The organism is Streptomyces roseifaciens, assembly GCF_001445655.1.
Lineage (GTDB): Bacteria > Actinomycetota > Actinomycetes > Streptomycetales > Streptomycetaceae > Streptomyces > Streptomyces aureoversilis.
In genome coordinates this window covers 2,986,272-3,009,121 of sequence record NZ_LNBE01000004.1, presented here as the reverse complement: position 1 = coordinate 3,009,121, position 22,850 = coordinate 2,986,272, and the positions used below count along the sequence as shown (strand labels likewise).

Sequence of the window (22,850 nt, the reverse complement as noted above, 5' to 3'; positions counted from 1 at the left end):
CGTTCACGGCGCGGCCCGACGCACGCGGGGTTCACGCACTCCGGCCCCGTACGGGCTTGCGTACGGGGCCGGGGAGGGCGGATCGGCCGGGTGCGGGCGGGCCTCAGCCCAGGGGGTGCATCCAGCCGTGGGTGTCCTCGGCGGCGCCGGTCTGGATGTCGAGGAGCGCCTTGCGGAGCTTCATCGTGACCTCGCCCGGCCGGCCGTCGGCGACCGTCCAGCCGTCACGTGCCGACTTCACGGTGCCGACCGGGGTGATGACGGCGGCGGTGCCGCAGGCGAAGACCTCGGTGAGGGTGCCGTCGGCGCAGCCGTTCTTCCAGTCGTCCACGGAGATGCGGCCCTCCGCGACCTCGTAGCCGAGGTCGGCGGCGATCGTCATCAGGGAGGCGCGGGTGATGCCCGGCAGGAGGGAGCCGGTGAGCTCCGGGGTGAGGATCTTGTCCCCGTACACGAAGTACAGGTTCATGCCGCCCATTTCCTCGATCCAGCGGCGCTCGATGGCGTCCAGCCAGACGACCTGGTCGCAGCCGTGCTCCATGGCCTGGGCCTGGGCGACGAGGGAGGCCGCGTAGTTGCCGCCGGCCTTGGCGGCGCCGGTGCCGCCGGGGCACGCGCGCACGTACTCCTCGCTCAGCCACACCGAGACCGGCTTCACGCCGCCGGGGAAGTAGGCGCCGGCGGGCGAGGCGATGACCACGAACATGTACTCGTTGGCCGGGCGGACGCCCAGGCCCACCTCGGTCGCGAACATGAACGGGCGCAGGTACAGCGAGGCCTCGCCGGAGCCGGGCACCCAGGCGTTGTCCTGCTTCACCAGGGCGTCGCACGCCTCGATGAAGGTCTCGACGGGCAGTTCGGGCATGGCCAGGCGGCGGGCGGAGGCCTGCAGGCGGCGGGCGTTCTCCTCCGGCCGGAAGATGGCCACGGAGCCGTCGGGCTGGCGGTACGCCTTGGCGCCCTCGAAGATCGTCTGCGCGTAGTGCAGCGTCATGTTCGCCGGGTCGATCGACAGCGGCGCGTACGGAACGAGCTGGCCGTCGTGCCAGCCCCGGCCTTCCGTCCACTTGATCGTCACCATGTGGTCGGTGAAGTGGCGGCCGAAGCCGGGGTTGGCCAGGATCTGCTCCCGCTCCGCGTCCGACAGCGGGTGCGAAGAGGGCTTGAGCTCGATCGTGGGCGTCGTCATGAGTGCGTGTCCTTCACCTTTGTGTGTGGCGGACCGCGAGCTCGCCCCGTCCCTGACGGTGTCAGGACATCCGAGCTTCCCCTCATGCCGCGGCCCCACGTTCGATTATCGCTCGTGGGGCCGTGGACGGAAAACGTGCGCGCGGCCCGGGTCGATGGTCGCACCCCACCGCGCGCCGAGTCAGCGGCTGGGGGCTAGCCGGCTACGCGCCGGGCGAGGGCGTCTCCGGTCTCGTCCGTCGAGCGCGGCGCGGCGCCGTCGCGCTCGGCCAGGTCCTCGGCGACCGCCGTCTCGATGCGGGCGGCCTCGGCCTCGTGGCCGAGGTGGCGCAGCAGCAGGGCCACGGAGAGCACGGTGGCCGTCGGGTCGGCCTTGCCGGTGCCCGCGATGTCGGGCGCGGAGCCGTGGACGGGCTCGAACATGGACGGGAACGCGCCGTCGGGGTTGATGTTGCCCGAGGCGGCGAGGCCGATGCCGCCGGTCACGGCCGCGGCGAGGTCGGTGAGGATGTCACCGAAGAGGTTGTCGGTGACGATCACGTCGAACCGCTCGGGCTGCGTGACCATGAAGATGGTCGCCGCGTCCACGTGCAGGTAGTCGGTGGTGACCTCGGGGTACTCCCGGCCCACCCGGTCGAAGGTGCTCTTCCACAGCTGTCCGGCGTAGACGAGGACGTTGTTCTTGTGGACGAGGGTCAGCTTCTTGCGGGAGCGGGCCTGGGCCCGCTCGTAGGCGTCGCGCACCACGCGCTCCACGCCCAGGGCGGTGTTGACGCTGACCTCGGTGGCGACCTCGGCGGGGGTGCCGGTGCGCAGGGAGCCGCCGTTGCCGGTATACGGGCCCTCGGTGCCCTCGCGGACGACGACGAAGTCGATGTCGGGGCGGCCGGCCAGCGGGGTGGCCGTGTGCGGGAAGAGCTTCGAGGGCCGCAGGTTGACGTAGTGGTCGAAGGCGAACCGCAGCTTGAGCAGCAGACCGCGCTCCAGGACGCCGGCGGGCACGGAGGGGTCGCCGATGGCCCCGAGCAGGATCGCGTCGTGGCCCTTGAGGGACTCGAGCGTGGCGTCGGGCAGAACCTCGCCGGTCGCGTGGTAGCGCCGGGCACCGAGGTCGTACTCCTCGGTCTCCAGCTTCACGTCGGAGGGGAGGACCGCCGAGAGCACCTTGAGGCCCTGGGCCACGACTTCCCGGCCGATTCCGTCACCGGGGATCACTGCGAGGCGAATGCTGCGAGACATACCGGGACCGTACTCTCCCGTCCCGCTGGATGACACACGACGTCCACCATGCGGACGGATTGCGCTCCAGTCAGGTCACGTTCACCCAAAGTCCGCAACGAAGTTGCCGCTTCCTGGCACGTTGCCGTCATGGACACACCACGCGTAGGGATCCCCGAGCACCTCGCGGACCGCATGACGATGGCCGAGCAGCACGCGTACCTGCGGGCCCGGCTCGCCCGGCCCCTCACCCGGCGCGGCGTGCTGCGCGCCGGCGCGGTGACGGCCGGGGCCGCGGCGGGCACGGGCGTCCTGGGCGGCGCCGCGCGGGCGTACACCGGCCCGGCCCCCGCCCCGGCCCTGCTGGACTCCCCCGCCACGTCGCGGGTCGACGGCAGGCACGTCGCGCCCTTCGGCCGGCACCTGGCGTTCGGCGCCGACCCGCGCACGCAGATGCGGATCTCCTGGCAGGTGCCGTTCGCGGTGAAGCGGCCGTACGTGCGAGTGGGTCACGCGCCGTGGGACCTCGGCGTCAAGCTGGACGCCGAGGTGCGCACCCTGCACACCCCGCCGCTGTCCAAGAAGCTCCCCGCCGTCGACCAGGTGTACCTGCACGCGGCACTGGACAACCTCAGGCCCGGCCGGACGTACTACTACGGCGTCGGGCACGACGGCCACGACCCCGCCGACCCTCGCCACTTCGCCCGCATCGGCACCTTCCGCACGGCACCGGAGCGGCCGGAGAAGGGCGGCAAGGCGGAGCGGTTCACCTTCACCGCCTTCGGCGACCAGGGCGTCAGCTACCAGGCCCTGGCCAACGACCAGCTGATCCTCGGCCAGAACCCCGCCTTCCACCTGCACGCGGGCGACATCTGCTACGCCGACGACAGCGGGGCGGGCAAGCCCACCGACGTCTACGACGCGCGCGTGTGGGACCAGTTCCTCTCCCAGACGGAGTCGGTGGCCGCATCCGTGCCCTGGATGGTGACCACCGGCAACCACGACATGGAGGCCTGGTACTCGCCCGACGGCTACGGCGGCCAGAGCGCCCGCTGGTCCCTCCCGCGGAACGGCTTCGACCCCGTGAGCGCCCCGGGCGTCTACTCCTTCGTCTACGGCAACGTGGGAATCGTCGCCCTGGACGCCAACGACATCTCCTACGAGATCACCGCGAACACCGGCTACAGCGACGGCCGGCAGACCGCCTGGCTCGACCGCCGGCTGGGCGAACTGCGCCGTACGCGCGGCCTCGACTTCCTCGTCGTCTTCTTCCACCACTGCGCCTTCTCCACGACGAAGGCGCACGCCTCGGACGGGGCGGTGCGGGAGGAGTGGCTGCCGCTCTTCGAGAAGCACGGGGTCGACCTCGTCATCAACGGCCACAACCACGTCTACGAGCGCACCGACGCGCTCCGCGGCACGCGCGTGGGGCGGGAGGTCCCCATCGGCGGCACCGCCGACTCCACGCGCGACGGCATCGTCTACGTGACCGCCGGCGGGGCCGGGAAGTCGCTCTACGACTTCCCGGTGCCGGACAGCTACGAGGGTCACGTCAGGGACCTGGAGAGCGTGGAGAGCTACTTCTGGGAGGAGGGGCGGGCGAAGCACCCGGAGACGGTGGAGTGGTCGCGCGTGCGCTACACCGGCTTCTCGTTCCTCGCGGTCGAGGCCGAGCCGGCCGCACGGGGCGGGCGCCCGCGGCTGCGGGTGACCGCACTGGCGGAGAACGGCGCACGCATCGACCACTTCGACGTCGTCCGCCCCGCGCGGCGGGGCTGACGGCGCACCGGCCGGGCCCTCAGCGGCCGGGCCCTCAGTGGCCGGTCACGCCGCCGTTGTCCCGGCGGTCCAGCGCCCGCTGGAGTGCGGCGGCGGCGTTCATCCGGTCGGTCGTGCGGTCGGTGCGGTCGGCCGTACGGGCGATGCGGCGGGTCCTGCGGACGGCGGTTTCGGCCATGGGAAGTCACGTCTCCTCTGCTGCGCCTGCGGGAGGGGGCACCGGCTGCGGGGCCCCGGGAGCGGTGGGAAGAGCGCCGGGGAAAGGGCGGGGGCCGGGGTGCCGCAGGGATCGCCTGCACTCGCGCACGGGGCCGCAACCGCTTGTCGCTCGATGGAGCGCACGTTCGGCTTCCTCCACGCTAGGACAGCTGTACCGCGCTGTCTGCACAATTACTCGGGCTTCCTACTATCTGAGACGGCGGGGTGCCCACGGCGCCCCGCAGGACCGCCCGGCTCGTACTGAGTAGCGACTGAGTAGGGGTTTGAGTACCCCCGCCGATCCGCGGCCCCGCCCCCTGCGGCGAAAGTGGGGCCCATGAACGGCCTGTACGCACTCAAGCCCTGGTACGCGGCCCGCCTCGGCGGACTGCGTACCGCACTCGCCCGGCGCGGCGTGTCACCGGACACCCTCACCGCCGCCGGCGTGCTCTGCGCGGCCGGTGCGGGGGCGGCGCTCGCGCTGCTGCCCGCACCGGCGGCCGCCGCGCCCGTCGCCCTCCTCCTGGCGGCCCGGCTCGCCTTCGCCAACCTCGACGGCGCGCTCGCCCGCGACACGGGGCGCACCACGCACAGGGGCTCGGTCCTCAACGAACTCGGCGACCGCGCCGCCGATCTGCTCGTCCTCGCCGGCTTCCTGACGCTGGCCCCGCTGTGGCTCGTGGCCACGGCCGCGCTCGCCGCGACGCTGCCCTCGTGGGTGTCCCTCGCGGGCGCGGCGGCAGGGGCCGAGCGGCTCAACGGCGGGCCGGTCGGCAAGACGGAGCGGTGCCTGCTGGCCGTCGTGGCCGCCGCCACGGGCTGGGCCGTGCCCGTGCTGGCCGTCGTGGCGGTGGGCTCGGCGCTGACGGCGGCCTTCCGGCTGGGCCGGCTGTGGCGGGTGCTGGGCGAGGCGGGTGCGGCCCGGTGAGCACGCTGTTCACGAGCGACGTCCTGCCCCGGGTCATACCCGTGGTCGCCGGGGTGCTCGGCGCGGGCGGCCTGGCGGTGGCGTGCCTCCCCGCGCGCGTGGCGATGCGCCGCGAACTGCGGCGCCGCTGGCTGACCTGGGCCGTGGCGGCCCCCCTCTTCCTCGGGGCGATGTTCCTGCACGAGCTGGGGGCGACGGCGCTGGTCTGGCTGCTGGGGCTGATCGCGGTCGGCGAGTACGCCCGGCTGGCCCGCCTGGGGCGGGGCGAGCGGGCGGTGCTGCGCACCGCGGTGGTCCTCCTCCCGCTGCCGGCGCTGCTGGAGCACTGGCGCCTCGCGGACGCCCTGGACCTGGAGACCTTCGCCCTGCTCACCGTCGCCGGCGTGCTGCCCGCGGTGCTGTCGGGCGACACCGCACGGGGCGGCGAGCGCGCGGCCCGTACGGTCTTCGGCCTGCTGTGGATTCCCGTCGCACTGACGGGACTTGTGGTACTGGACGGCACGGCGATCGCCGTCGCCGTGGCGGTCGCGTTCGGCGACGTGGGCGCGTGGTGCGGCGGCATGCTCCTGCGCCCCCTCGGCGGCGCCCTCGCCCGCCCGCTGTCCCCCCACTCCCCCGCCAAGACCTGGGCGGGCGTCCTCGGCGCGGGCATGGCCGTGGCCGCGGGGCTGGAGGCCGCGGGCGCCTTCACCGTCACGCTGTGGGCCGCGGTCCTGGCCGGCAGTGTCCTCGGCGACCTGCTCGAATCCATGCTCAAGCGGGAGGCGGGCGTCAAGGACGCCGGCACCTGGCTGCCGGGCTTCGGCGGCCTCCTCGACCGCATCGACTCCCTTCTCCTCGCCCTGCTCCTGGCCATGGTGGTGACGCTGTGACGACGACCTCTCCCTCCGGATCCCTGCGCACGGGGCGGCTGCGTCGCGACCCGGCCGCGCGGGCCGCACGGCGCGCACGGCGCGCACGAGGCAGGGCGTACAGGCGCCCCGGCACGGGGCCCGGGCACCGGCGCGGCCTCCGGGTGGCGGCGCTCCGCAGCCGCCTGGGGCGGGCGGTGCGGAGGCCGCTGCGGCACGGGGCGGCGACCGCGACCGGCACCGGTCCGGAACTCCGCCCGCCGACGACGCTGCTCGGCTCGTACGGCATCGGCCGGTCCGGCGAGCGCACGCGGCGGACGGGCGGGGGCGCCCGGAACCGGCTCGGCGGCCCGGGATCGGGCGCCCCGTGCCCGGCCGCCGACACCGACGGCACCGCCGCCCCGCACATGCCGCACCCGGCGGGGGACGGCGCCCGCCCGGGGCCGCCCCGCGCGGAAACCGGCGGGGCAACCGGGCAGTCGCTGTCGGACACCGCCGAGGGCCTGCGCGACGGCGGCGCGCGGCACCGAGCAGCCCACGGCGCACTGCACCGCCGCCCGGTGGGCGACCTGGCCGGGGCGCACGGCAGGCGGCGCTTCCGGGTTCGCGCGTGGGGCGGGCCGAGCGTCCGTTCCGTCTCTGCGTCCGGCCCCGCCGGGGCTCCCACGGGGCGGGCTCCCCGCGCGCCCCGGACTCCCCGGCGGGCCGTTCTCGCCGCCTGGCTGCGCCGTGCGCTGTGGCTGGTGGCGCTCACCCTCACCGGTGGGGTCTCCCGGCGCGGCCGCCTCCCACGGGGCGGCTGTGTCGTCGTCGCCAACCACTCCTCGCACGCCGACACCGCGGCGCTGCTCGCGGCGCTCGATGCGCGCCACGCGCCGATGATCGGGGCCGCGGCCGACTACTGGTTCGCGCGCCCGGGGCGGCGCCGGGTGTGCCGGTGGCTGGCCGCGGGGTTCCCCGTGCGGCGCACCGGCGGCGGGCTCGGGGACCTGCTGGGGACGGCCGGCGAACTGCGCGCGGGGCGCGCCGTGGTGCTCTTCCCGGAGGGCACGCGGGGGAAGGACGGCGGGCTCGGCGGGTTCCACCGGGGCGCGCTGCTGCTCGCCGAGCAGGCGGGGGTGCCCGTGGTACCCGTGGGGCTGGCGGGCACGGACCGGCTGCTGCCCAAGCACGGGCGGCTCCGCCCGGCCCTGGTGCGGGTCCGCATCGGCGAGCCGCTGCACGGCCCCGTCTCCCCCGAGCGGGCCCGGGCCGCCGTCGCGGAGCTCGCCGTCGAGGCGGCCGCGCATCCGGAGCGGGACTCCGCGCTGCGGCGCCGCACCGCCGCGGTCGTGGCATCCCTCTGGGGCCTGCCGATCGCGTTCGCCTGGGCGTTCGCGGAGGCCCTGAGCTGGCCGCTGATGCCGGAGCTGTTCCTGGCCGTCGCCTGCGCGGCGGCGCCCCGTGCGGCCCTGCGGCTGTCGGTCGCCGCGCTCGCGGGGACGCTCGTGGGCGGGCTGCTCGCCCTGCAGGTGGCCGCGTCCGGCGTACGGCTGCCGGCGCCGCTGACGACGCCGCGGATGCACGCGGAGGTCGTGCGGGAGCTCTCCGCGGAGGGGGCCGCGGCCGTGGCGCACCAGCCGTGGAACGGCGTGCCGTTCAAGGTGTACGCGGCGGCCGCGGGGCGGGCGCACGTGGCGCCCGGTGACTTCGCCGTGGAGGCGGGGGCGGCGCGCTCCGTGCGGACGGTGGGCGTGGGGCTCGCCTTCGCGGCGCTGGGTGCCGCGGGGCGGCGCCTGCGGCATCTGTACGGGCTGTACCTGGCGCTGCTGGGAGGCGGGTTCGCGGCCGGGCTGTCGCTGATCGTGGCGGGGTGGAGTTAAAGCGTCCTCCGCTGAACGGAGCGCCCTCGGGAGAGCTGAACGGAGGGCCCCGCCGAACAGCATTCCGCCCCCGCCCGGCTGGTCGGCCGGACGGGGGCGGAATTCGGCTACGGGGCGGGTCAGCCCATGTGCGGGTAGCGGTAGTCGGTCGGCGCGACCAGGGTCTCCTTGATGGAGCGGGTCGAGACCCACCGCGTCAGGTTGGACGCGGCGCCGGCCTTGTCGTTGGTGCCGGAGGCGCGGCCGCCGCCGAAGGGCTGCTGGCCGACCACGGCACCGGTCGACTTGTCGTTGATGTAGAAGTTGCCGGCGGCGAAGCGCAGCTTGGCCATGGCGTCGGCGGCCGCGGCGCGGTCGTTCGCGATGACGGCACCGGTCAGCGCGTACGCCGAGACGGACTCCATCTGGGCGAGCATCGCGTCGAAGTCGGCGTCCTCGTAGACGTGGACGGCGAGGACCGGGCCGAAGTACTCGGTCGTGAAGACCTCGTTCTCCGGGTCGGTGCACTCGATGACGGTCGGGCGGACGAAGTAGCCCACCGAGTCGTCGTAGGTGCCGCCGGCGACGATCGTGCAGGCCGGGTCGGCCTTGGCGCGGTCGATCGCAGCCTTGTTCTTGGCGAAGGCGCGGTCGTCGATGACGGCGCCGATGAAGTTCGACAGGTCGGTGACGTCACCCATGGTGATGCCGTCGACCTCGGCCGCGAACTCCTCCTTGAAGCCGTCCTCCCAGATGGAGCGGGGGACGTAGGCGCGGGAGGAGGCCGAGCACTTCTGGCCCTGGAACTCGAAGGAGCCGCGGGTCAGGGCGGTCTTCAGGACCGCGCGGTCGGCGCTCGGGTGGGCGACGACGAAGTCCTTGCCGCCGGTCTCGCCGACCAGGCGCGGGTAGGACTTGTACTTCTCGATGTTGTTGCCGACCGTCTTCCACAGGTGCTGGAAGGTCTTGGTCGAGCCGGTGAAGTGGATGCCGGCCAGCTCGGGGTGGTCGAGGGCCACCTCGGAGACGGCGATGCCGTCGCCGGTCACCAGGTTGATGACGCCCTTGGGCAGGCCCGCCTCCTCCAGGAGCTGCATCAGCAGCACGGCGGAGTGGGTCTGGGTGGGGGACGGCTTCCAGACGACCACGTTGCCCATGAGGGCCGGGGCGGTCGGCAGGTTGCCGGCGATGGCGGTGAAGTTGAAGGGCGTGATCGCGTAGACGAAGCCCTCCAGCGGCCGGTGGTCGCTGCGGTTCCACACGCCGGTGGAGTTGGCGACCGGCTGCTCGGCGAGGATCTGGCGCGCGAAGTGCACGTTGAAGCGCCAGAAGTCGACGAGCTCGCAGGGGGTGTCGATCTCGGCCTGCTGGGCGGTCTTGGACTGGCCCAGCATGGTGGAGGCGGCCAGCGTCTCGCGCCAGGGGCCGGACAGCAGCTCGGCGGCGCGCAGGATGATCGCGGCGCGGTCGTCGAAGGACATCGCCCGCCAGGCCGGGGCGGCGGCGAGGGCGGCGTCGATCGCGTCCTGGGCGTCGGCCTGCGTGGCGTGGTTGAAGGTGCCGAGGACGGCGGCGTGGTTGTGCGGCTGGACGACCTTGAACGGCTCGCCGCCGCCCATGCGCTTCTCGCCGCCGATGGTCATCGGCAGGTCGATCGGGTTGGCCGCCAGCTCCTTGAGCTTGGCCTCGAGGCGGGCGCGCTCGGGGCTGCCGGGGGCGTAGCCGTGGACCGGCTCGTTGACCGGGGCGGGGACCTGGGTCACAGCGTCCATGGGTTCCGTTTCTCCTTCGGGGCTCTGCGGGGGGATGTCGGGGGTCAGCCCTTGGTGAGGATGGACCGGGCGAAGAACAGCAGGTTCGCGGGCTTCTCGGCGAGCCGGCGCATGAAGTAGCCGTACCAGTCGGTGCCGTACGCCGTGTAGACGCGCATCCGGTGGCCCTCGGCGGCCAGGCGGACGTGCTCCTCGCTGCGGATTCCGTACAGCATCTGGAACTCGTACTCGTCCAGCTTGCGGCCCGCCTGCCGGGCCAGCTCCTGTGTGATGGCGATCAGACGCGGGTCGTGCGACCCGATCATCGGATAGCCCTCGCCCGCCATGAGGATCTTGATGATCCGGACGAACGCCTTGTCGGTCTCCGCCTTGTCCTGGTACGCGACGGAGGCGGGCTCCTTGTACGCCCCCTTCACGATACGCACACGGCTGCCGGCGGCGGCCAGGCGGCGGGCGTCGTCCTCGGTGCGGAAGAGGTACGCCTGGATGACGCAGCCGGTCTGCGGGAAGTCCTTCCGCAGCTCCTCGTGGATGGCGAACATCGAGTCGAGGGTCGTGTGGTCCTCCGCGTCCAGCGTAACCGTGGTGCCGATGGCGGCGGCGGCCTCGACGACGGGGCGGACGTTGGCGAGGGCGAGCTCGTGGCCGCCCTCCAGGGCCTGGCCGAACATGGAGAGCTTGACCGACATCTCGGCCCGGGTGCCCAGGCCGAGCTCCTCGAGCCGGCCGATCAGCTGCAGGTAGGCGTCGCGGGCTGCGTGGGACTGCTCGACGGTGGTGATGTCCTCGCCCACGACGTCCAGGGTGACCTCGAGGCCCTTGGCCGCGGCGTCCTTGACGATCGGGATGACCTGGTCGACGGTCTCGCCCGCGATGAAGCGGTCGACGACCTGCTTGGTGCCCGGGGCAGCCGACACGAAACGGCGCATCTTGTCGCTGCGCGACGCAGCGAGGATCACGGGACCCAGCACGGGCACCTCCACGATGACGGCCGTCCCCACCTGGGGGGACGGCATAAGGAACTCATCGTGAAAACTAGAGATCACCCCGATCCTGGACCATCGACAGCTGTCACGCATCCGTGGCCCGGATCTCAGACAGATGTATGACAATGGTGACCTGTACATAGAACCTTGGGTTGATTCCGGGCCAAAATGACCCGCCTCACGGTGGGCCGGGCAGCCCGCACGAATCGGGGGAAGGAGCGTGGCGGGGCCATGCGCGGCGACTATCAGCACCTCGTCGACGAAATATCGGCGGCGCTCGGCGCCCCCGCGACGCTCGAGGACCGCGACTTCGTACTGATCGCGTTCGGCGCCCACGGCGGCGAGGACGACCTCGACGTGATGATGGACCCGGTGCGGACCCGCTCGATCCTGCAGCGGCGGTCCACCGCGGCCGTACGGGCGTGGTTCGAGGCGTTCGGCATCGCGCGGGCCCAGGCCCCGCTGCGGATCCCGCCGGACCCGGCGGCGGGGGTCTTCAAGGGCCGCATCTGCCTGCCGGTGCGCCACCGCGGGGTGGTGCACGGCTACGTGTGGCTGCTGGACGACGAGCACCTGGCCGGCCTGGACCTGAGCGTCCCCCACGCCGATCCGCGGCTCGCACAGGCCATGGAGACGGCCGCCCGGATCGGTGAGCTGCTGGCCGCCGAGGCGCGGGCGGGCGCGGAGCTGGGCGAGCTGCTGCGCGAGGTGCTCGCGGGGCGGCCCGCGGGGCGCGACGCGGCGGCCGCGGCGCTGCGGGAGGCGATGGGCCAAGCGGCTGACGGGCCGCTCGGGCTGGTCGCCGTGGCGCCCTGGGCGCTGGGCGAGGGCGAGCACGGCGAGGGCGACCCGTCCGCGCCCGACGGCGTGGGGTCGGCGCTGGCGGGGCAGTCGGGGGTGGCCGCCCTGTGCACCGTGCCGGACCCCCTGCCCGACGGTTCGGCGGCGCTGGCCGCCCTGGTGCGGCTGCGCACGACGACCACGATCGCCCCGGCCCGCACCGCCGCCGAGCGGCTGCTGCGCTCCCCGCGCGCGGGGAGCGCAGCAGCCGCTCGGCGGCGGTGCGGGCCGGGGCGATCGTGGTCGTCGTGCGCAGCCGCACCAGGGCGGCCAGCACGCGGTACGGGCCGATGTCCCCCCACTCCGCCACCGGCCCCAGGCGCGGCTCCGCGGCCGCGGAGCCGCGCCTGGGGCCGGTGGCGGAGTGGGGGGACATCGGCCCGTACCGCGTGCTGGCCGCCCTGGTGCGGCTGCGCACGACGACCACGATCGCCCCGGCCCGCACCGCCGCCGAGCGGCTGCTGCGCCCCCCGCCGCGGCCTCGCGGAGCTGCCGGAGGCCTGGCGCGAGGCGCTGGCCGCGGCCCGGGCCGCGGCCGCGGAGCCGCGCCTGGGGCCGGTGGCGGAGTGGGGGGACATCGGCCCGTACCGCGTGCTGGCCGCCCTGCCGGCCGGGGCCGCCGAGGACACCTCGGTCCGCCCCCTGCTGGCCCCCGCCCACGCCGAACTGGCCCGCACCGCCGAGGTGTTCCTCGACTGCGCGGGCCAGGCGGGCCGCACGGCCGCGGCCCTGGGCATCCACCGCCAGACGCTGTACTACCGCCTGGCGCGCGTGGAACAGCTCACCGGCCTGGACCTGGACGAGGGCGAGGGGCGGCTGCTGCTCCACATGGCGCTGAAGGCCTCCCGCCTGTAGCCGCCGGCGCGCGGCCGCGGCCCGCTAGCCCTCCTCCACGGTGACGGCCTGGACGGGACAGGCGCGCGCCGCCTCCCTGACGAGCGGGTCGCCCCCGCCGTCCCCGAGGCCGGGGCGGACGAGGCCGAAGCCGTCCTCGTCCTGGTCGAAGACGCCCGGTGCGGTCAGGACGCACTGGCCCGCGCCGATGCACACGTCGGAGTCGATGGAGACGCGAAGAGAACTCATGGCGGATTCCGTTTCGACGGGCTCACCAGGCGACCGGGAGAGCGAGGAGTCCTTGCAGGGTGTCGCCGGGCTTGACGGACACCTCGCCGGGAGCAACGGCGAGGCGCAGGCCCGGGATACGGGTGAAGAGCGCGGACAGGGCGATCTCCATCTCGGCGCGGGCCAGGTTCTGCCCCAGGCACTGGTGGACGCCGTAGCCGAACGCGACGTGGTGGCGGGCCGAGCGGCGGACGTCCAGGGCGTCGGGGTCGGCGTAGGCGCCGGCGTCGCGGTTGACGACGGACGTGCCGATCATGACGCCGTCGCCGGTGCGCACGGTCCGCCCGCCGATCTCGATGTCCTCCGTGGCGACCCGTATCAAGCCGTCGGCGATGGACAGGAAGCGCAGCAGCTCCTCCACAGCAGCGGGCATGAGGCCGGGTTCGGCGCGCAGGGCGGCGAGCTCGTCAGGGTGTTCGAGAAGGGTGTACACGCCGAGCGCGATCATGTTGGACGTGGTCTCGTGGCCGGCGACGAGCAACAGCAGCGCCATCATGACCAGTTCGTCGCGGTCGACCTGGCCGTCGGCGAGGCGGTCGGCGATGAGCTCGTCGAGCAGGCCGTCGCCGGGCTCGGCCTCCTTGCGGTCCACGAGCCGGTGGAGGTAGTCGCGCAGGTCGTCGCGGGCGGCGGTGGCCTCCGCGGCGGTCGGCGCCGCCAGCATCCGCCGGGAGCACGCCTCGAAGAAGTCGTGGTCGTCGTAGGGGACGCCGAGCAGGGTGCAGATCACCATGGAGGGCACGGGCAGGGCGTACGCGGAGACGAGTTCCGCGCTGTCGCCCTTGGCGAGCATGGTGTCGATGAGGCCGTCGACGATGCTCCGGATGCGGGGCCGCATGGCGGCGGCCCGCTTGAGGCTGAAGCGGGGGATCAGCATGCGGCGCTGCCGGGCGTGTTCGGGGTCGTCCACGCCGAGGAGCGGGATCACCACGGACGCCTGGTTCTCGGCGCGCGGGGCGAGTACGGGAAAGGCCGGATTCTGACGGTTGGACGAGACGCGGGGGTCCGTGAGCAGGGCGCGGGCCTCGGTGTGGCCCGTCACCAGCCACACCACGCGCCCGTCGTACAGGGTGACGCGCGTCAGCGGTCCGCGGGCGGCCAGGTCCTGGTGCCTCGCGGGCGGCTGATAGGGGCAGGTGCGGTCGCTGGGGAAGGAGGGAGCCGATGAGGTGGTGGGCTGGATCCCGATGTCGGTCATGTGCTTCCTTCCAGGCGTTCGGACTGTTGTCCTCTACATCCGGTTCATCCAGTCCAAGCCTCTTTCGAGGTTCGGGCTACGAGCAATCCGGCCATATCGCGGACAACGCCCGACAAGCTCCCGAATTCGGCCCGTGACCACACCTTTGCCGCCTTCAGTACGTTCGGCGCACCCCCGTTCGGCCCAGCCCGCCCGGCTCGCCCCGGAGGCACTCAGCCGGCCTTGAAGACCTCCAGCAGACGGGTGAAGCTGTCGTCCCCGTGGCCGCGCTCCACGCCGCGCCGGAAGACCTCCCGGACCGCGGCCGGCAGGGCGGCGTCGACCCCCGAGCCCTCGGCGGTGTGGACGACGTGGTCGATGCTGGCCACCCCCATGGCGAGCTTGTCGACGTCGCCGTCGTGCCGCCCGGCGTCGATGCGCGGGGCGTAGAACGCGAGGAAGCCCGGGATCGAGGCCATCGTGGACTGCGCGTACGGCAGGAACTCCTGCGCCGTGATGCCGTTCGCGGCGGTGATCGCGGTGGCGTGCAGGTAGCTGAGCATCGCGGTCCAGAACATGTCCATCTGGATCTGGTAGAACAGCGCGGCCCGGCCGGGGTCGGTGCCCCGGTAGTCGGTTCCGGTGAGCACCTTCAGGGCGGCCTCGTGCGCCTCGAAGACCTCCTTGGGGCCGCTGTAGAAGGTGGACGACTCCGGCTTGCCGATGCCGGAAGGCGGCACCTGCACCCCGCCCGTGAGGTGCTCGGCCCCGTGCCGGGCGGCCCACGCGGCGGCCTCGCGGGCCCGCTCCGGGGTGTCCGAGCTGAGGTTCACCAGGACCCGGCCGGCCAGGGAGCCCGCGGCGGGCTCCAGGAGCGCGTACATCGCGTCGTAGTCGGTCAGGCTCAGCACCACCAGCCCGTTCGCGGCCAGCGCCTCCTCGACGCCGGCCGCGCGGTGCGCGCCCCGTGCGGCCAGGGCGTCGGCCTTGGCGGCGGTGCGGTTCCAGACCGTCACCTCGTAGCCGGCGTCCAGGTACGCCCCCGCCATCGCCTGCCCCATGGGGCCGAGGCCGATGACGGTCACTGCTCGCTTGTCCGCGGAAACCATGAATCCACACCCCTCTAGAACGAACGCTCTATCTAGTGACGGCATCAACGTAGCACGCCTCTAGAGCGAACGCTCTACCTATATTCTCGGGAGGGTGAAGACCACGCCGGAGCACGACCACGACGAAACCGCCGCGGGACCCGACGCCGGCCTCGGCACGCGCGAGCGGATCGTCCGCGCGACGTCCCGGCTGATGCAGCGCCAGGGCTACGAGGGCACCGGCATCAAGCAGATCTCCCGGGAGGCGAACGCCACGCTCGGGTCGGTCTACCACTTCTTCCCCGGCGGCAAGCAGGAGCTCGCCACCGAGGCGATCCGGCACGGCGACCGGGAGTTCGCCGGCATGCTGCGCACGGCGCTGGAGAGCCGGCCGGACCCGGCCGAGGCGGTGGTCGCCGTCGCCGGGCTCGTCGCCGCGGAGCTGCGCGCCTCCGACTGGCTGGACGGCTGTCCCGTCACCGCCACGTCCCTGGGCGCCGCCGCGAACGCCCCCGGCATCCGGTCGGCGGCCGCCGAGGCGTTCGAGCGCTGGCGGGGCCTGGTGCACGACAGGCTCCTCGCCGCCGGCTTCGCCGCGCAGGACGCCCGCGAGCTCGCGCACACGGTGATCAACACGCTGGAGGGCGCCGAGCTGACGGCCCAGATCGCCCGCAGCGAGGAGCCCTTGCTGATCGCGGGGCGCCATCTGGCGCGCCTGATCGACTCCTACCGCTGAGCCCGGCCGCCCTGCCGCCGAGCCCGGCGCGGGGCGGACCGGGCGGCGCCCGTCAGCCTTCCGCCCCTTCCGCCTCCTCCGGCGCGTCCAGCACCGTGTCCGCGAGCACCCGCCGGGCGCCCTCGACGATCTCCCTGCCGGTCGGCGCCGCGGCGGGGTCGATCAGCCACTGCATCCACAGCCCCACGAACAGGGCGTAGTAGAAGGCGCCCGCCGTGCGGGTCGCCTCCGGGCCGACCTCGCTGTCGTCGACGCCTTCGAACAGCGCCACCATGCCCTCGCGCCCGGCGGGCTGCACCGCGGCGAACTTCGCCCTGAGCTCAGGGTTCTTCACCAGCTGACCGATCACCTCGAGCTGCGCCGACCAGAACTCGCGGTCCTTCGCGAAGCCCGCGATCACCGCGTCCAGCGTGGCGGCGAGGCGCTCCTCGCGCGGCGCCTCCGGGTCCGCCGCCGAGGCGATCGTGGGCGCCTCCCCGTCGACCCAGTCCGCGGTCAGCTGCAGAAACGCCTCCGTCATCAGCGCTTCCTTCGAGCCGTAGTGGTAGCCGATGGAGGCGAGGTTGGCCCCTGAGGCGGCCACGATGTCGCGCGCCGTGGTGCGCGTCCAGCCCTTCTCGAGCAGACAGCGCTTGGCGCCGTCGAGCAGATCTTCGCGATGTCCCATGCCGGCAGCCTAGCCGCGGCCATACGCCTGTCCTAGACGACCGTACGAGACGTTCGTCTTATACAAGCGTCATAGACAAGCGTTTAAGACGTGCGTATATTCGCTGCTCATGACGACCCCACTGGCGACCCCGCCCGTCCGAACCCTCGCGGGCCGCAAGGAGTGGACGGCCTTCGTCGTCCTCCTGCTGCCTCTCCTCCTGGTCTCGATGGACGTCTCCGTCCTCTTCTTCGCCATGCCGGCCATCGGCCGGGAGCTGGAGCCGACCGGCACCCAGCAGCTGTGGATCTTCGACAGCTACGCCTTCGCCCTCGCCGGGCTGCTGATCACCATGGGGGCGCTCGGGGACCGCATCGGCCGCCGCAGGCTGCTGCTGGCCGGAGCGTGCGCCTTCGGCGTCGCGTCGGTCTTCGCCGCGTACGCGGAGAGCGCGGAGACGCTGATAGCCGCACGCGCCGTGCTGGGCCTGGGCGGGGCCACCCTGATGCCCTCGACCATGGCGCTGGTGCGCAACCTGTTCCACGACGACCGGCAGCGCACCAAGGCGATCGGCATCTGGTCGGGCGCCATGGCGGGCGGCATCGCGCTCGGTTCGGTGCTCGGCGGGGTGCTGCTGGAGCACTTCTGGTGGGGCTCGGCGTTCCTCGTCAACGTGCCCGCGATGGTGCTGCTGCTGGTGCTCGCGCCGCTGCTCGTACCGGAGTCCAAGGACCCGCGCCCGGGCCGGTTCGACCTGCTGAGCGTGCCGCTGTCGATCGGCGCCGTGATCCCCGTGATCTACGGGGTCAAGGAGATCGCCGCGGAGGGTTTCGCGGTGGCGCCCGCGGCGTGCGTGGCCGCCGGCCTGCTGATCGGCGCCGCGTTCGTGCGGCGGCAGCGCAGCCGGGGCGACGCGATGATCAGCCGCGAGCTGTTCCGCCACCGCGCCTTCGGGGCGGGCGTCGGGATCAACACGCTGGCCACGTTCGGCATGATGGGCTCGGCCTACTTCACCACGCAGTACCTGCAGTCCGTGCTCGGCAAGGGCCCGCTGGAGGCGGCGCTGTGGGGCGTCATCCCCTCCGTGGCGGTCGGCTGCGCCGCCCCGCTCGCCGCCGCGGCCGGGCAGCGGGCTCCCAAGGCCTACGTCATGGCGGCCGGTTTCGTCGTCGCGGCCGCCGGCTACGGGCTGCTGGCGGGGGTCGGAACGGACTCCCTGGCCCTGACGCTGGCCGGGTCCTCGGTCATCGGCTCCGGCATCGTCGTGGTCATGGCCCTGGTCAACGACATGGCGCTCGGCAGCGCCCCGCCGGAGAAGGCGGGCAGCGCGGCCTCCCTGCTGGAGACCGGCCAGGAGCTGGGCGGGGCCCTGGGCATGGCGCTCTTCGGCAGCGTGGGCGTGGCCGTCTACCGCCGCGACATGGCGGACGGCCTGCCCGCGGACCTGCCGCACGGGGCGCTGGACGCGGCCCGCGAGACCCTCGGCGGGGCGGCGGCCGTCGCCGCACACCTCCCCGGGCGGGCCGGCGAGGCGGTCCTGGCCACCTCGCGCGAGGCCTTCACCCACGGCATGAACGTGGCCGCCGTCGGCGGAACGGCCGTCCTGCTGCTCTCCGCCACGATCACGGTGGCCGCTCTGCGCGCGGCACGGGGCGCCTGACCGGGGGCCGCATGGGGCGGCGCCTGGCCGGTGGGCGCCCGCCGCCAGGCTCTGCGCCGCCGGGCAGCGCCGCTATGCAGTAGCGCACCGCTGCGGCGGGGAGTGTCCGGCAGGTGCGCCCGCCGACAGCCGCCCGGAGGCTGCGGCCGCCCCGCAACCCGCACGGGGCGCCCGACCGGCAACCCCCGCAGCAGCCCCCTACGAACAGCCGCCGTGCCGCTGCTCGACGTACGCGCTCAGCCCGTCCAGCAGCCGGGCCAGCCCGAACTCGAACATTGCGTCCAGGTCGGCATCGGTGCCGCCCCGTGCCCGCCGGGCGGCGGCCCCGTCCTCCAGGTTCACGGCCACGCCGCGCACGTACCCGGCGACCGTGACCCCGATGCGGACCACCGCGCCCGCCTCCAGGCCCGGCCCGGGCCCCGGCGCCGGAGCCATCGCCCGCTCCATGGGGCCGGTGGCGCACGCGGGGAGCCGTGGGCGGGGGACGGACACCATGGCCCTGGCCAGCCACGGATGACGGCGGTAGACGGCCCACTGGTACCGGGCGGCCGCGTACAGGCGGCCGCGCCAGTCGCCGGGCGAGCCTCCGGGCGGGCCGCACTCGCCGAAGGCGGTGTCCGCCATCCGGGCGACGAGGTCGTCCTTGCCCGGCACGTGCCGGTACAACGCCATGGTGGGGACGCCGAGTTCGGCCGCGAGGGCGCGCATGGACAGGGCCGCGGCGCCGTGGGCGTCGGCCAGCGCGATCGCCGTCCGCACGATGCGCTCAGGGGTGAGCGCCCTCGGCGCACCTGCCGCACGGGGCGGCCGCCCGTTGCGCTCCGCGCAGGCCCCCTCCTCCGGCCCCGCCCCGCCGCACGGGGCGGCCACGACGGTGCCGACCCCGGGCACCGCCCGCACCACGCCCTCCTCGCGCAGCACCGACAGGACCTTGGCCGCGGTCGCCGTCGCGACGCCCCACTCCTGGGCGATCCGCCGCACGGAGGGGACCTTCTCCCCCGGGCCGATCTCCCCGGAGGCGATGCGGGCGCGGAGTTCGGCGGCGATCCGGCGGTACGGGGCGGACGCCGGAGCCGCGGGCTGTTCCAGTACACCCATGACGGGAAGGCTAGGAGAGCCGCGGGGTGCGGCGGAAGGCGCGTCCCGCCGCCGATGGGGGCGCCGCGGCCGCAGGCCGAACTCCCCTGTCCCGTACGGACGGCAGGCCCGGCCGCCCCGAGGGGCTGCCGGGCCTGCCGAGGGCGCTTCCGTACCTCGGTCCGACGATCCGCCGGTCCGACGATCCGTCAGTCCGTCAGATTCACCGCACGGGCCGACGCCGCGCCGATCTCCTCGGCGATCTCCGACAGCACCGCCGGGGTGACCGACTCGTCGACCGTGAGGGCGACGAGCGCCTCGCCGCCCTCCGTGGCGCGGGAGACCTGCATGCCGGCGATGTTGATGCCGGCCTCGCCGAGGATGCGGCCCAGGGTGCCGACGACGCCGGGGCGGTCGGCGTAGCGGAAGAAGGCCATGTGGTCGGCGAGGGTGAGGTCCACGTCGTGCTCGCCCACGGCGACGATCTTCTGCTGGTTCTTCGGGCCGGCGAGGGTGCCGGAGATGGAGACCTCGTCGCCCCCGGCCAGCGTGCCGCGCACGGTCACCACGTTACGGTGCTCGGTCGACTCGGAGCTGGTGGTCAGCCGCACCTCGACGCCGCGCTCCTGTGCGAACAGCGGGGCGTTGACGTAGGAGACCGTCTCGTCGACGACGTCCTCGAAGACGCCCTTGAGGGCGGACAGCTCCAGGACCTTGACGTCGTACTGGGTGAGCTCGCCGTAGACCTCGACGTCGAGCCGGACGGCGACCTCGCCGGCCAGGGCCGTGAAGATCCGGCCGAGCTTCTCGGCCAGCGGCAGGGCGGGCTTGACGTCCTCGGCGATGACACCGCCCTGGACGTTGACCGCGTCCGGCACCAGCTCTCCGGCGAGGGCGAGCCGCACCGACCGGGCGACGGCGATGCCGGCCTTCTCCTGTGCCTCGCCGGTGGAGGCGCCGAGGTGCGGGGTGGCCACCACGTTGTCGAACTCGAAGAGGGGGGAGTCGGTGCACGGCTCCGAGGCGTAGACGTCGAGGCCCGCGCCCGCGACGCGGCCCTCCTTGAGCGCCGCGGCGAGCGCCGTCTCGTCCACGATGCCGCCGCGCGCGGCGTTGACGATCCGGACGCTGGGCTTGACCTTGCGCAGGGCCTCGTCGCCGATGAGCCCGAGCGTCTCGGGCGTCTTGGGCAGGTGCACGGTGATGAAGTCCGCGACCTCGAGGAGCTCGTCGAGCGTCAGCAGCTTGACGCCCATCTGGGCGGCGCGGGCGGGCTGGACGTACGGGTCGTAGGCGACGACCTTCATCCCGAAGGCGGACATCCGCTGGGCGACGAGGACGCCGATCCGGCCGAGGCCGACGACGCCGAGGGTCTTCTCGGACAGCTCGACGCCGGTGTACTTGGAGCGCTTCCACTCGCCGTTCTTCAGCGCGGAGTTGGCCTGCGGGATGTTGCGGGCGGTGGCGATGAGCAGGCCGCAGGCGAGCTCGGCGGCGGTGACGATGTTGGAGGTCGGGGCGTTCACGACCATCACGCCGGCCTTGGTGGCGGCGGAGACGTCGACGTTGTCCAGGCCGACGCCGGCGCGGGCGACGACCCGCAGCTTCTTCGCGGCGGCGATGGCCTCCGCGTCGATCTTCGTGGCGCTGCGCACGAGCACGGCGTCGACGTCGGCGACGGCGGGCAGCAGCTCCGCGCGGTCGGCGCCGTTGCAGTGCCGGATCTCGAAGTCGGGGCCGAGCGCGTCGACGGTGGCCGGGGAGAGCTCCTCGGCGATCAGCACGACGGGTTTGCGGGGCGAAACAGTGCTCACGGAGTCCTCAGTCCTCACTGGTCCATGGCGGACGGCCGTCCCGACGGCCGCAGGCGGTGAAGGGGGCAGGCAGCCGCGTGGAAGACGCACGACGCTGTGAGCCTGGTACGCGCTTGTTGGTGTGCAGTGTATCGGCGGTTGCCGCGCCGTCGCGCGAGCTTCGCCCACGGGCGCCGGGCGGGCCGGTTTCCCGGCCCGCCCGGCGCCCGTGCGGCGCGGAGTGCGCCTACTCCTTGTCGTCCACCCAGCTCATCAGCTTGCGCAGCTTCTTGCCGGTGGTCTCCAGCAGGTGGTCCTCGTCGGCCTTCTTGTACTCGTTGTACTTGGGCAGGCCGGCCTGGTACTCCTTCATCCAGTTGTTGGCGAAGGTGCCGTCCTGGATCTCGCCCAGGACCTTCTTCATCTCGGCCTTGGTGCCCTCGTTGACGATGCGCGGGCCGGTGACGTAGTCGCCCCACTCGGCGGTCTCGGAGACGGACCAGCGCATCTTCTCCAGGCCGCCCTCGTACATCAGGTCCACGATCAGCTTGAGCTCGTGGAGGCACTCGAAGTACGCGATCTCCGGCTGGTAGCCGGCCTCGACCAGGGTCTCGAAGCCCGCCTTGACGAGCGCCGACGCGCCGCCGCAGAGCACGGCCTGCTCGCCGAAGAGGTCGGTCTCGGTCTCCTCGGTGAAGGTGGTCTTGATGACGCCGGCGCGGGTGCCGCCGATGGCCTTGGCGTAGGAGAGCGCCAGCGCGAAGGCGTTGCCGGAGGCGTCCTGCTCGACGGCCGCGATGCACGGCACGCCGCGGCCCTCCTCGTACTGGCGGCGGACCAGGTGGCCCGGGCCCTTGGGGGCGACCATGCAGACGTCGACGCCGGCCGGGGGCTTGATGAAGCCGAAGCGGATGTTGAAGCCGTGGCCGAAGAAGAGCGCGTCGCCGTCCTTGAGGTTGTCCTTGACGGACTCCTCGTAGACCTTGGCCTGGATCGGGTCCGGGACGAGGATCATGATGACGTCGGCCTCGGCCGCGGCCTCGGCCGGGGTGACGACGCGCAGGCCCTGCTCCTCGGCCTTCTGCTTGGACTTGGAGCCCTCGTGCAGGCCCACGCGGACGTCGACGCCCGAGTCGCGCAGGGACAGCGCGTGGGCGTGGCCCTGGCTGCCGTAGCCGAGGACCGCGACCTTGCGGCCCTGGATGATGGACAGGTCGGCGTCGTTGTCGTAGAAGAGCTCGGCAGCCACGTTGGGGATTCTCCTTGTTTCCGGTTTTCCGGTTGTGCGTCCCACCGTATGACGGGCGGGCGGACGGAAGATTTCGGGTCTCGGTATGCGGATCCGCGCGGGGTCCGGGGTCCGCAGGGGGTGCGGGGCCCGCAGGGGTTGCGGGAGGGCGGCCTCAGGCCGAGCGGTCGAGCGCGCGCAGGCTGCGGTCCGTGATGGACCGGGCGCCGCGCCCTATGGCGATCGTCCCGGACTGCACCAGCTCCTTGATGCCGAAGGGCTCCAGCATCTTGAGCATGGCGCCGAGCTTGTCGCTGCCGCCGGTCGCCTCGATGGTGACGGCCTCCGGGGAGACGTCGACGGTCTTGGCGCGGAAGAGCTGGACGATCTCGACGATCTGGGAGCGGGTCTCGTTGTCGGCGCGGACCTTCACCAGGACGAGTTCGCGGTGGATGGCCGCGCTGTCCTCCAGCTCGACGATCTTCAGCACGTTGACGAGCTTGTTGAGCTGCTTGGTCACCTGCTCCAGCGGCAGCGACTCGACGTTGACGACGATCGTGATGCGGGAGATGTCCGGGTGTTCGGTGACCCCGACGGCGAGGGAGTCGATGTTGAAGCCGCGGCGGGCGAACAGGGCGGCGATCCGGGTCAGGATGCCCGGGGTGTTCTCCACCAGGACGGAGAGCGTGTGCTTGGTCATCAGGTTCTCTTCCTCGTCAGGC

Annotated in this window: 20 protein-coding genes; 7 read left to right on the top strand and 13 right to left on the bottom strand. The window is 73.5% G+C overall.

Going from position 1 to position 22,850, the window contains the following annotated elements; all coding sequences use genetic code 11:
• Window positions 1-103: 103 nt before the first annotated feature.
• The gene (locus AS857_RS30705) at window positions 104-1,189 is read right to left on the bottom strand and encodes a branched-chain amino acid aminotransferase (RefSeq protein ID WP_058046422.1); all 1,086 of its coding nucleotides are present in this window, start codon (window positions 1,187-1,189) and stop codon (window positions 104-106) included.
• A gap of 194 nt (window positions 1,190-1,383) precedes the next feature.
• Complete coding sequence (locus AS857_RS30700) at window positions 1,384-2,427, bottom strand: 3-isopropylmalate dehydrogenase (RefSeq protein WP_058046421.1); 1,044 nt, start codon at window positions 2,425-2,427, stop codon at window positions 1,384-1,386.
• Between the two features lie 129 nt (window positions 2,428-2,556).
• On the opposite strand from AS857_RS30700, the gene AS857_RS30695 reads away from it, so the two are divergent.
• Window positions 2,557-4,185 (top strand): purple acid phosphatase family protein, encoded by a 1,629-nt coding sequence (locus tag AS857_RS30695; protein WP_058046420.1) that lies wholly within the window; start codon window positions 2,557-2,559, stop codon window positions 4,183-4,185.
• A 34-nt stretch (window positions 4,186-4,219) separates the two neighbouring features.
• Here the strand turns inward: AS857_RS30695 and AS857_RS40510 are convergent, their stop codons facing one another.
• Complete coding sequence (locus AS857_RS40510; RefSeq protein ID WP_107105683.1) at window positions 4,220-4,363, bottom strand: hypothetical protein; 144 nt, start codon at window positions 4,361-4,363, stop codon at window positions 4,220-4,222.
• A 357-nt stretch (window positions 4,364-4,720) separates the two neighbouring features.
• Between AS857_RS40510 and AS857_RS30690 the strand changes: the two genes are divergently transcribed.
• Genes AS857_RS30690 through AS857_RS30680 form a run of 3 tightly spaced genes read left to right on the top strand, consistent with a single transcriptional unit; the run spans window position 4,721 to window position 8,024 of the window.
• Window positions 4,721-5,311 carry a CDP-alcohol phosphatidyltransferase family protein gene (locus AS857_RS30690; RefSeq protein WP_058046419.1) on the top strand — a complete coding sequence of 197 codons (591 nt, stop codon included), beginning with the start codon at window positions 4,721-4,723 and terminating at the stop codon, window positions 5,309-5,311.
• On the top strand, window positions 5,308-6,183 hold the full coding sequence (locus tag AS857_RS30685) for a phosphatidate cytidylyltransferase (RefSeq protein ID WP_058046418.1): 876 nt from the start codon (window positions 5,308-5,310) through the stop codon (window positions 6,181-6,183). The genes AS857_RS30690 and AS857_RS30685 overlap by 4 nt, the downstream gene beginning before the upstream one ends.
• Window positions 6,180-8,024, top strand: a complete 1,845-nt coding sequence (locus AS857_RS30680) for a lysophospholipid acyltransferase family protein (RefSeq protein WP_245700578.1) — start codon at window positions 6,180-6,182, stop codon at window positions 8,022-8,024. The genes AS857_RS30685 and AS857_RS30680 overlap by 4 nt, the downstream gene beginning before the upstream one ends.
• Window positions 8,025-8,143: 119 nt before the next feature.
• On the opposite strand, the gene pruA is transcribed toward AS857_RS30680, so the two are convergent.
• The gene (gene pruA, locus AS857_RS30675) at window positions 8,144-9,775 is read right to left on the bottom strand and encodes an L-glutamate gamma-semialdehyde dehydrogenase (RefSeq protein WP_058046417.1); all 1,632 of its coding nucleotides are present in this window, start codon (window positions 9,773-9,775) and stop codon (window positions 8,144-8,146) included.
• Between the two features lie 44 nt (window positions 9,776-9,819).
• A complete protein-coding gene (locus AS857_RS30670; protein WP_058047178.1) occupies window positions 9,820-10,746 on the bottom strand; it encodes a proline dehydrogenase family protein in 927 nt (308 codons plus the stop codon).
• Between the two features lie 246 nt (window positions 10,747-10,992).
• Between AS857_RS30670 and AS857_RS30665 the strand changes: the two genes are divergently transcribed.
• A complete protein-coding gene (locus tag AS857_RS30665) occupies window positions 10,993-12,456 on the top strand; it encodes a PucR family transcriptional regulator (RefSeq protein WP_058046416.1) in 1,464 nt (487 codons plus the stop codon).
• Between the two features lie 24 nt (window positions 12,457-12,480).
• Here AS857_RS30665 and AS857_RS30660 read toward each other — a convergent pair whose 3' ends face one another.
• The 3 genes from AS857_RS30660 to AS857_RS30650 form a co-directional block, all read right to left on the bottom strand.
• A complete protein-coding gene (locus tag AS857_RS30660; protein ID WP_058046415.1) occupies window positions 12,481-12,684 on the bottom strand; it encodes a ferredoxin in 204 nt (67 codons plus the stop codon).
• Window positions 12,685-12,706: 22 nt separating this feature from the next.
• Window positions 12,707-13,921 carry a cytochrome P450 gene (locus AS857_RS30655; protein WP_058046414.1) on the bottom strand — a complete coding sequence of 405 codons (1,215 nt, stop codon included), beginning with the start codon at window positions 13,919-13,921 and terminating at the stop codon, window positions 12,707-12,709.
• Between the two features lie 212 nt (window positions 13,922-14,133).
• Window positions 14,134-15,009: an NAD(P)-dependent oxidoreductase gene (locus AS857_RS30650; protein ID WP_058046413.1), complete on the bottom strand. Its 876-nt coding sequence runs from the start codon at window positions 15,007-15,009 to the stop codon at window positions 14,134-14,136.
• A gap of 94 nt (window positions 15,010-15,103) precedes the next feature.
• Between AS857_RS30650 and AS857_RS30645 the strand changes: the two genes are divergently transcribed.
• Window positions 15,104-15,724, top strand: coding sequence for a TetR/AcrR family transcriptional regulator (locus AS857_RS30645; protein ID WP_275477387.1), 621 nt, complete (start codon window positions 15,104-15,106; stop codon window positions 15,722-15,724).
• A gap of 52 nt (window positions 15,725-15,776) precedes the next feature.
• Here the strand turns inward: AS857_RS30645 and AS857_RS30640 are convergent, their stop codons facing one another.
• Entirely contained in the window at window positions 15,777-16,391 is a 615-nt protein-coding gene (locus AS857_RS30640; protein ID WP_058046412.1) for a TetR/AcrR family transcriptional regulator, read from the bottom strand.
• 109 nt (window positions 16,392-16,500) lie between these two features.
• On the opposite strand from AS857_RS30640, the gene AS857_RS30635 reads away from it, so the two are divergent.
• The gene (locus AS857_RS30635; RefSeq protein WP_058046411.1) at window positions 16,501-18,030 is read left to right on the top strand and encodes an MFS transporter; all 1,530 of its coding nucleotides are present in this window, start codon (window positions 16,501-16,503) and stop codon (window positions 18,028-18,030) included.
• 198 nt (window positions 18,031-18,228) lie between these two features.
• Here AS857_RS30635 and AS857_RS30630 read toward each other — a convergent pair whose 3' ends face one another.
• The 4 genes from AS857_RS30630 to ilvN all read right to left on the bottom strand — a co-directional run bounded on the left by AS857_RS30630 (window position 18,229) and on the right by ilvN (window position 22,828).
• On the bottom strand, window positions 18,229-19,128 hold the full coding sequence (locus AS857_RS30630) for a GntR family transcriptional regulator (protein WP_058046410.1): 900 nt from the start codon (window positions 19,126-19,128) through the stop codon (window positions 18,229-18,231).
• Between the two features lie 188 nt (window positions 19,129-19,316).
• Window positions 19,317-20,921, bottom strand: a complete 1,605-nt coding sequence (serA, locus tag AS857_RS30625; protein WP_058046409.1) for a phosphoglycerate dehydrogenase — start codon at window positions 20,919-20,921, stop codon at window positions 19,317-19,319.
• Window positions 20,922-21,147: 226 nt separating this feature from the next.
• Window positions 21,148-22,149 (bottom strand): ketol-acid reductoisomerase, encoded by a 1,002-nt coding sequence (ilvC, locus tag AS857_RS30620; RefSeq protein ID WP_058046408.1) that lies wholly within the window; start codon window positions 22,147-22,149, stop codon window positions 21,148-21,150.
• A gap of 154 nt (window positions 22,150-22,303) precedes the next feature.
• On the bottom strand, window positions 22,304-22,828 hold the full coding sequence (gene ilvN, locus AS857_RS30615) for an acetolactate synthase small subunit (RefSeq protein WP_058046407.1): 525 nt from the start codon (window positions 22,826-22,828) through the stop codon (window positions 22,304-22,306).
• Between the last annotated feature and the right edge of the window lie 22 nt (window positions 22,829-22,850).

What these genes read in the sequence shown, in the direction of transcription:
- pruA (WP_058046417.1), bottom strand. Translation starts at nt 9,775, where the DNA reads ATGGACGCTGTGACCCAGGTCCCCGCCCCGGTCAACGAGCCGGTCCAC.
- ilvN (WP_058046407.1), bottom strand. Translation starts at nt 22,828, where the DNA reads ATGACCAAGCACACGCTCTCCGTCCTGGTGGAGAACACCCCGGGCATC.
- AS857_RS40510 (WP_107105683.1), bottom strand. Translation starts at nt 4,363, where the DNA reads ATGGCCGAAACCGCCGTCCGCAGGACCCGCCGCATCGCCCGTACGGCC.
- AS857_RS30695 (WP_058046420.1), top strand. Translation starts at nt 2,557, where the DNA reads ATGGACACACCACGCGTAGGGATCCCCGAGCACCTCGCGGACCGCATG.
- AS857_RS30690 (WP_058046419.1), top strand. Translation starts at nt 4,721, where the DNA reads ATGAACGGCCTGTACGCACTCAAGCCCTGGTACGCGGCCCGCCTCGGC.
- AS857_RS30635 (WP_058046411.1), top strand. Translation starts at nt 16,501, where the DNA reads ATGACGACCCCACTGGCGACCCCGCCCGTCCGAACCCTCGCGGGCCGC.
- AS857_RS30655 (WP_058046414.1), bottom strand. Translation starts at nt 13,921, where the DNA reads ATGACCGACATCGGGATCCAGCCCACCACCTCATCGGCTCCCTCCTTC.
- AS857_RS30640 (WP_058046412.1), bottom strand. Translation starts at nt 16,391, where the DNA reads ATGGGACATCGCGAAGATCTGCTCGACGGCGCCAAGCGCTGTCTGCTC.
- AS857_RS30650 (WP_058046413.1), bottom strand. Translation starts at nt 15,009, where the DNA reads ATGGTTTCCGCGGACAAGCGAGCAGTGACCGTCATCGGCCTCGGCCCC.
- AS857_RS30705 (WP_058046422.1), bottom strand. Translation starts at nt 1,189, where the DNA reads ATGACGACGCCCACGATCGAGCTCAAGCCCTCTTCGCACCCGCTGTCG.
- AS857_RS30660 (WP_058046415.1), bottom strand. Translation starts at nt 12,684, where the DNA reads ATGAGTTCTCTTCGCGTCTCCATCGACTCCGACGTGTGCATCGGCGCG.
- AS857_RS30630 (WP_058046410.1), bottom strand. Translation starts at nt 19,128, where the DNA reads ATGGGTGTACTGGAACAGCCCGCGGCTCCGGCGTCCGCCCCGTACCGC.
- AS857_RS30700 (WP_058046421.1), bottom strand. Translation starts at nt 2,427, where the DNA reads ATGTCTCGCAGCATTCGCCTCGCAGTGATCCCCGGTGACGGAATCGGC.
- AS857_RS30665 (WP_058046416.1), top strand. Translation starts at nt 10,993, where the DNA reads ATGCGCGGCGACTATCAGCACCTCGTCGACGAAATATCGGCGGCGCTC.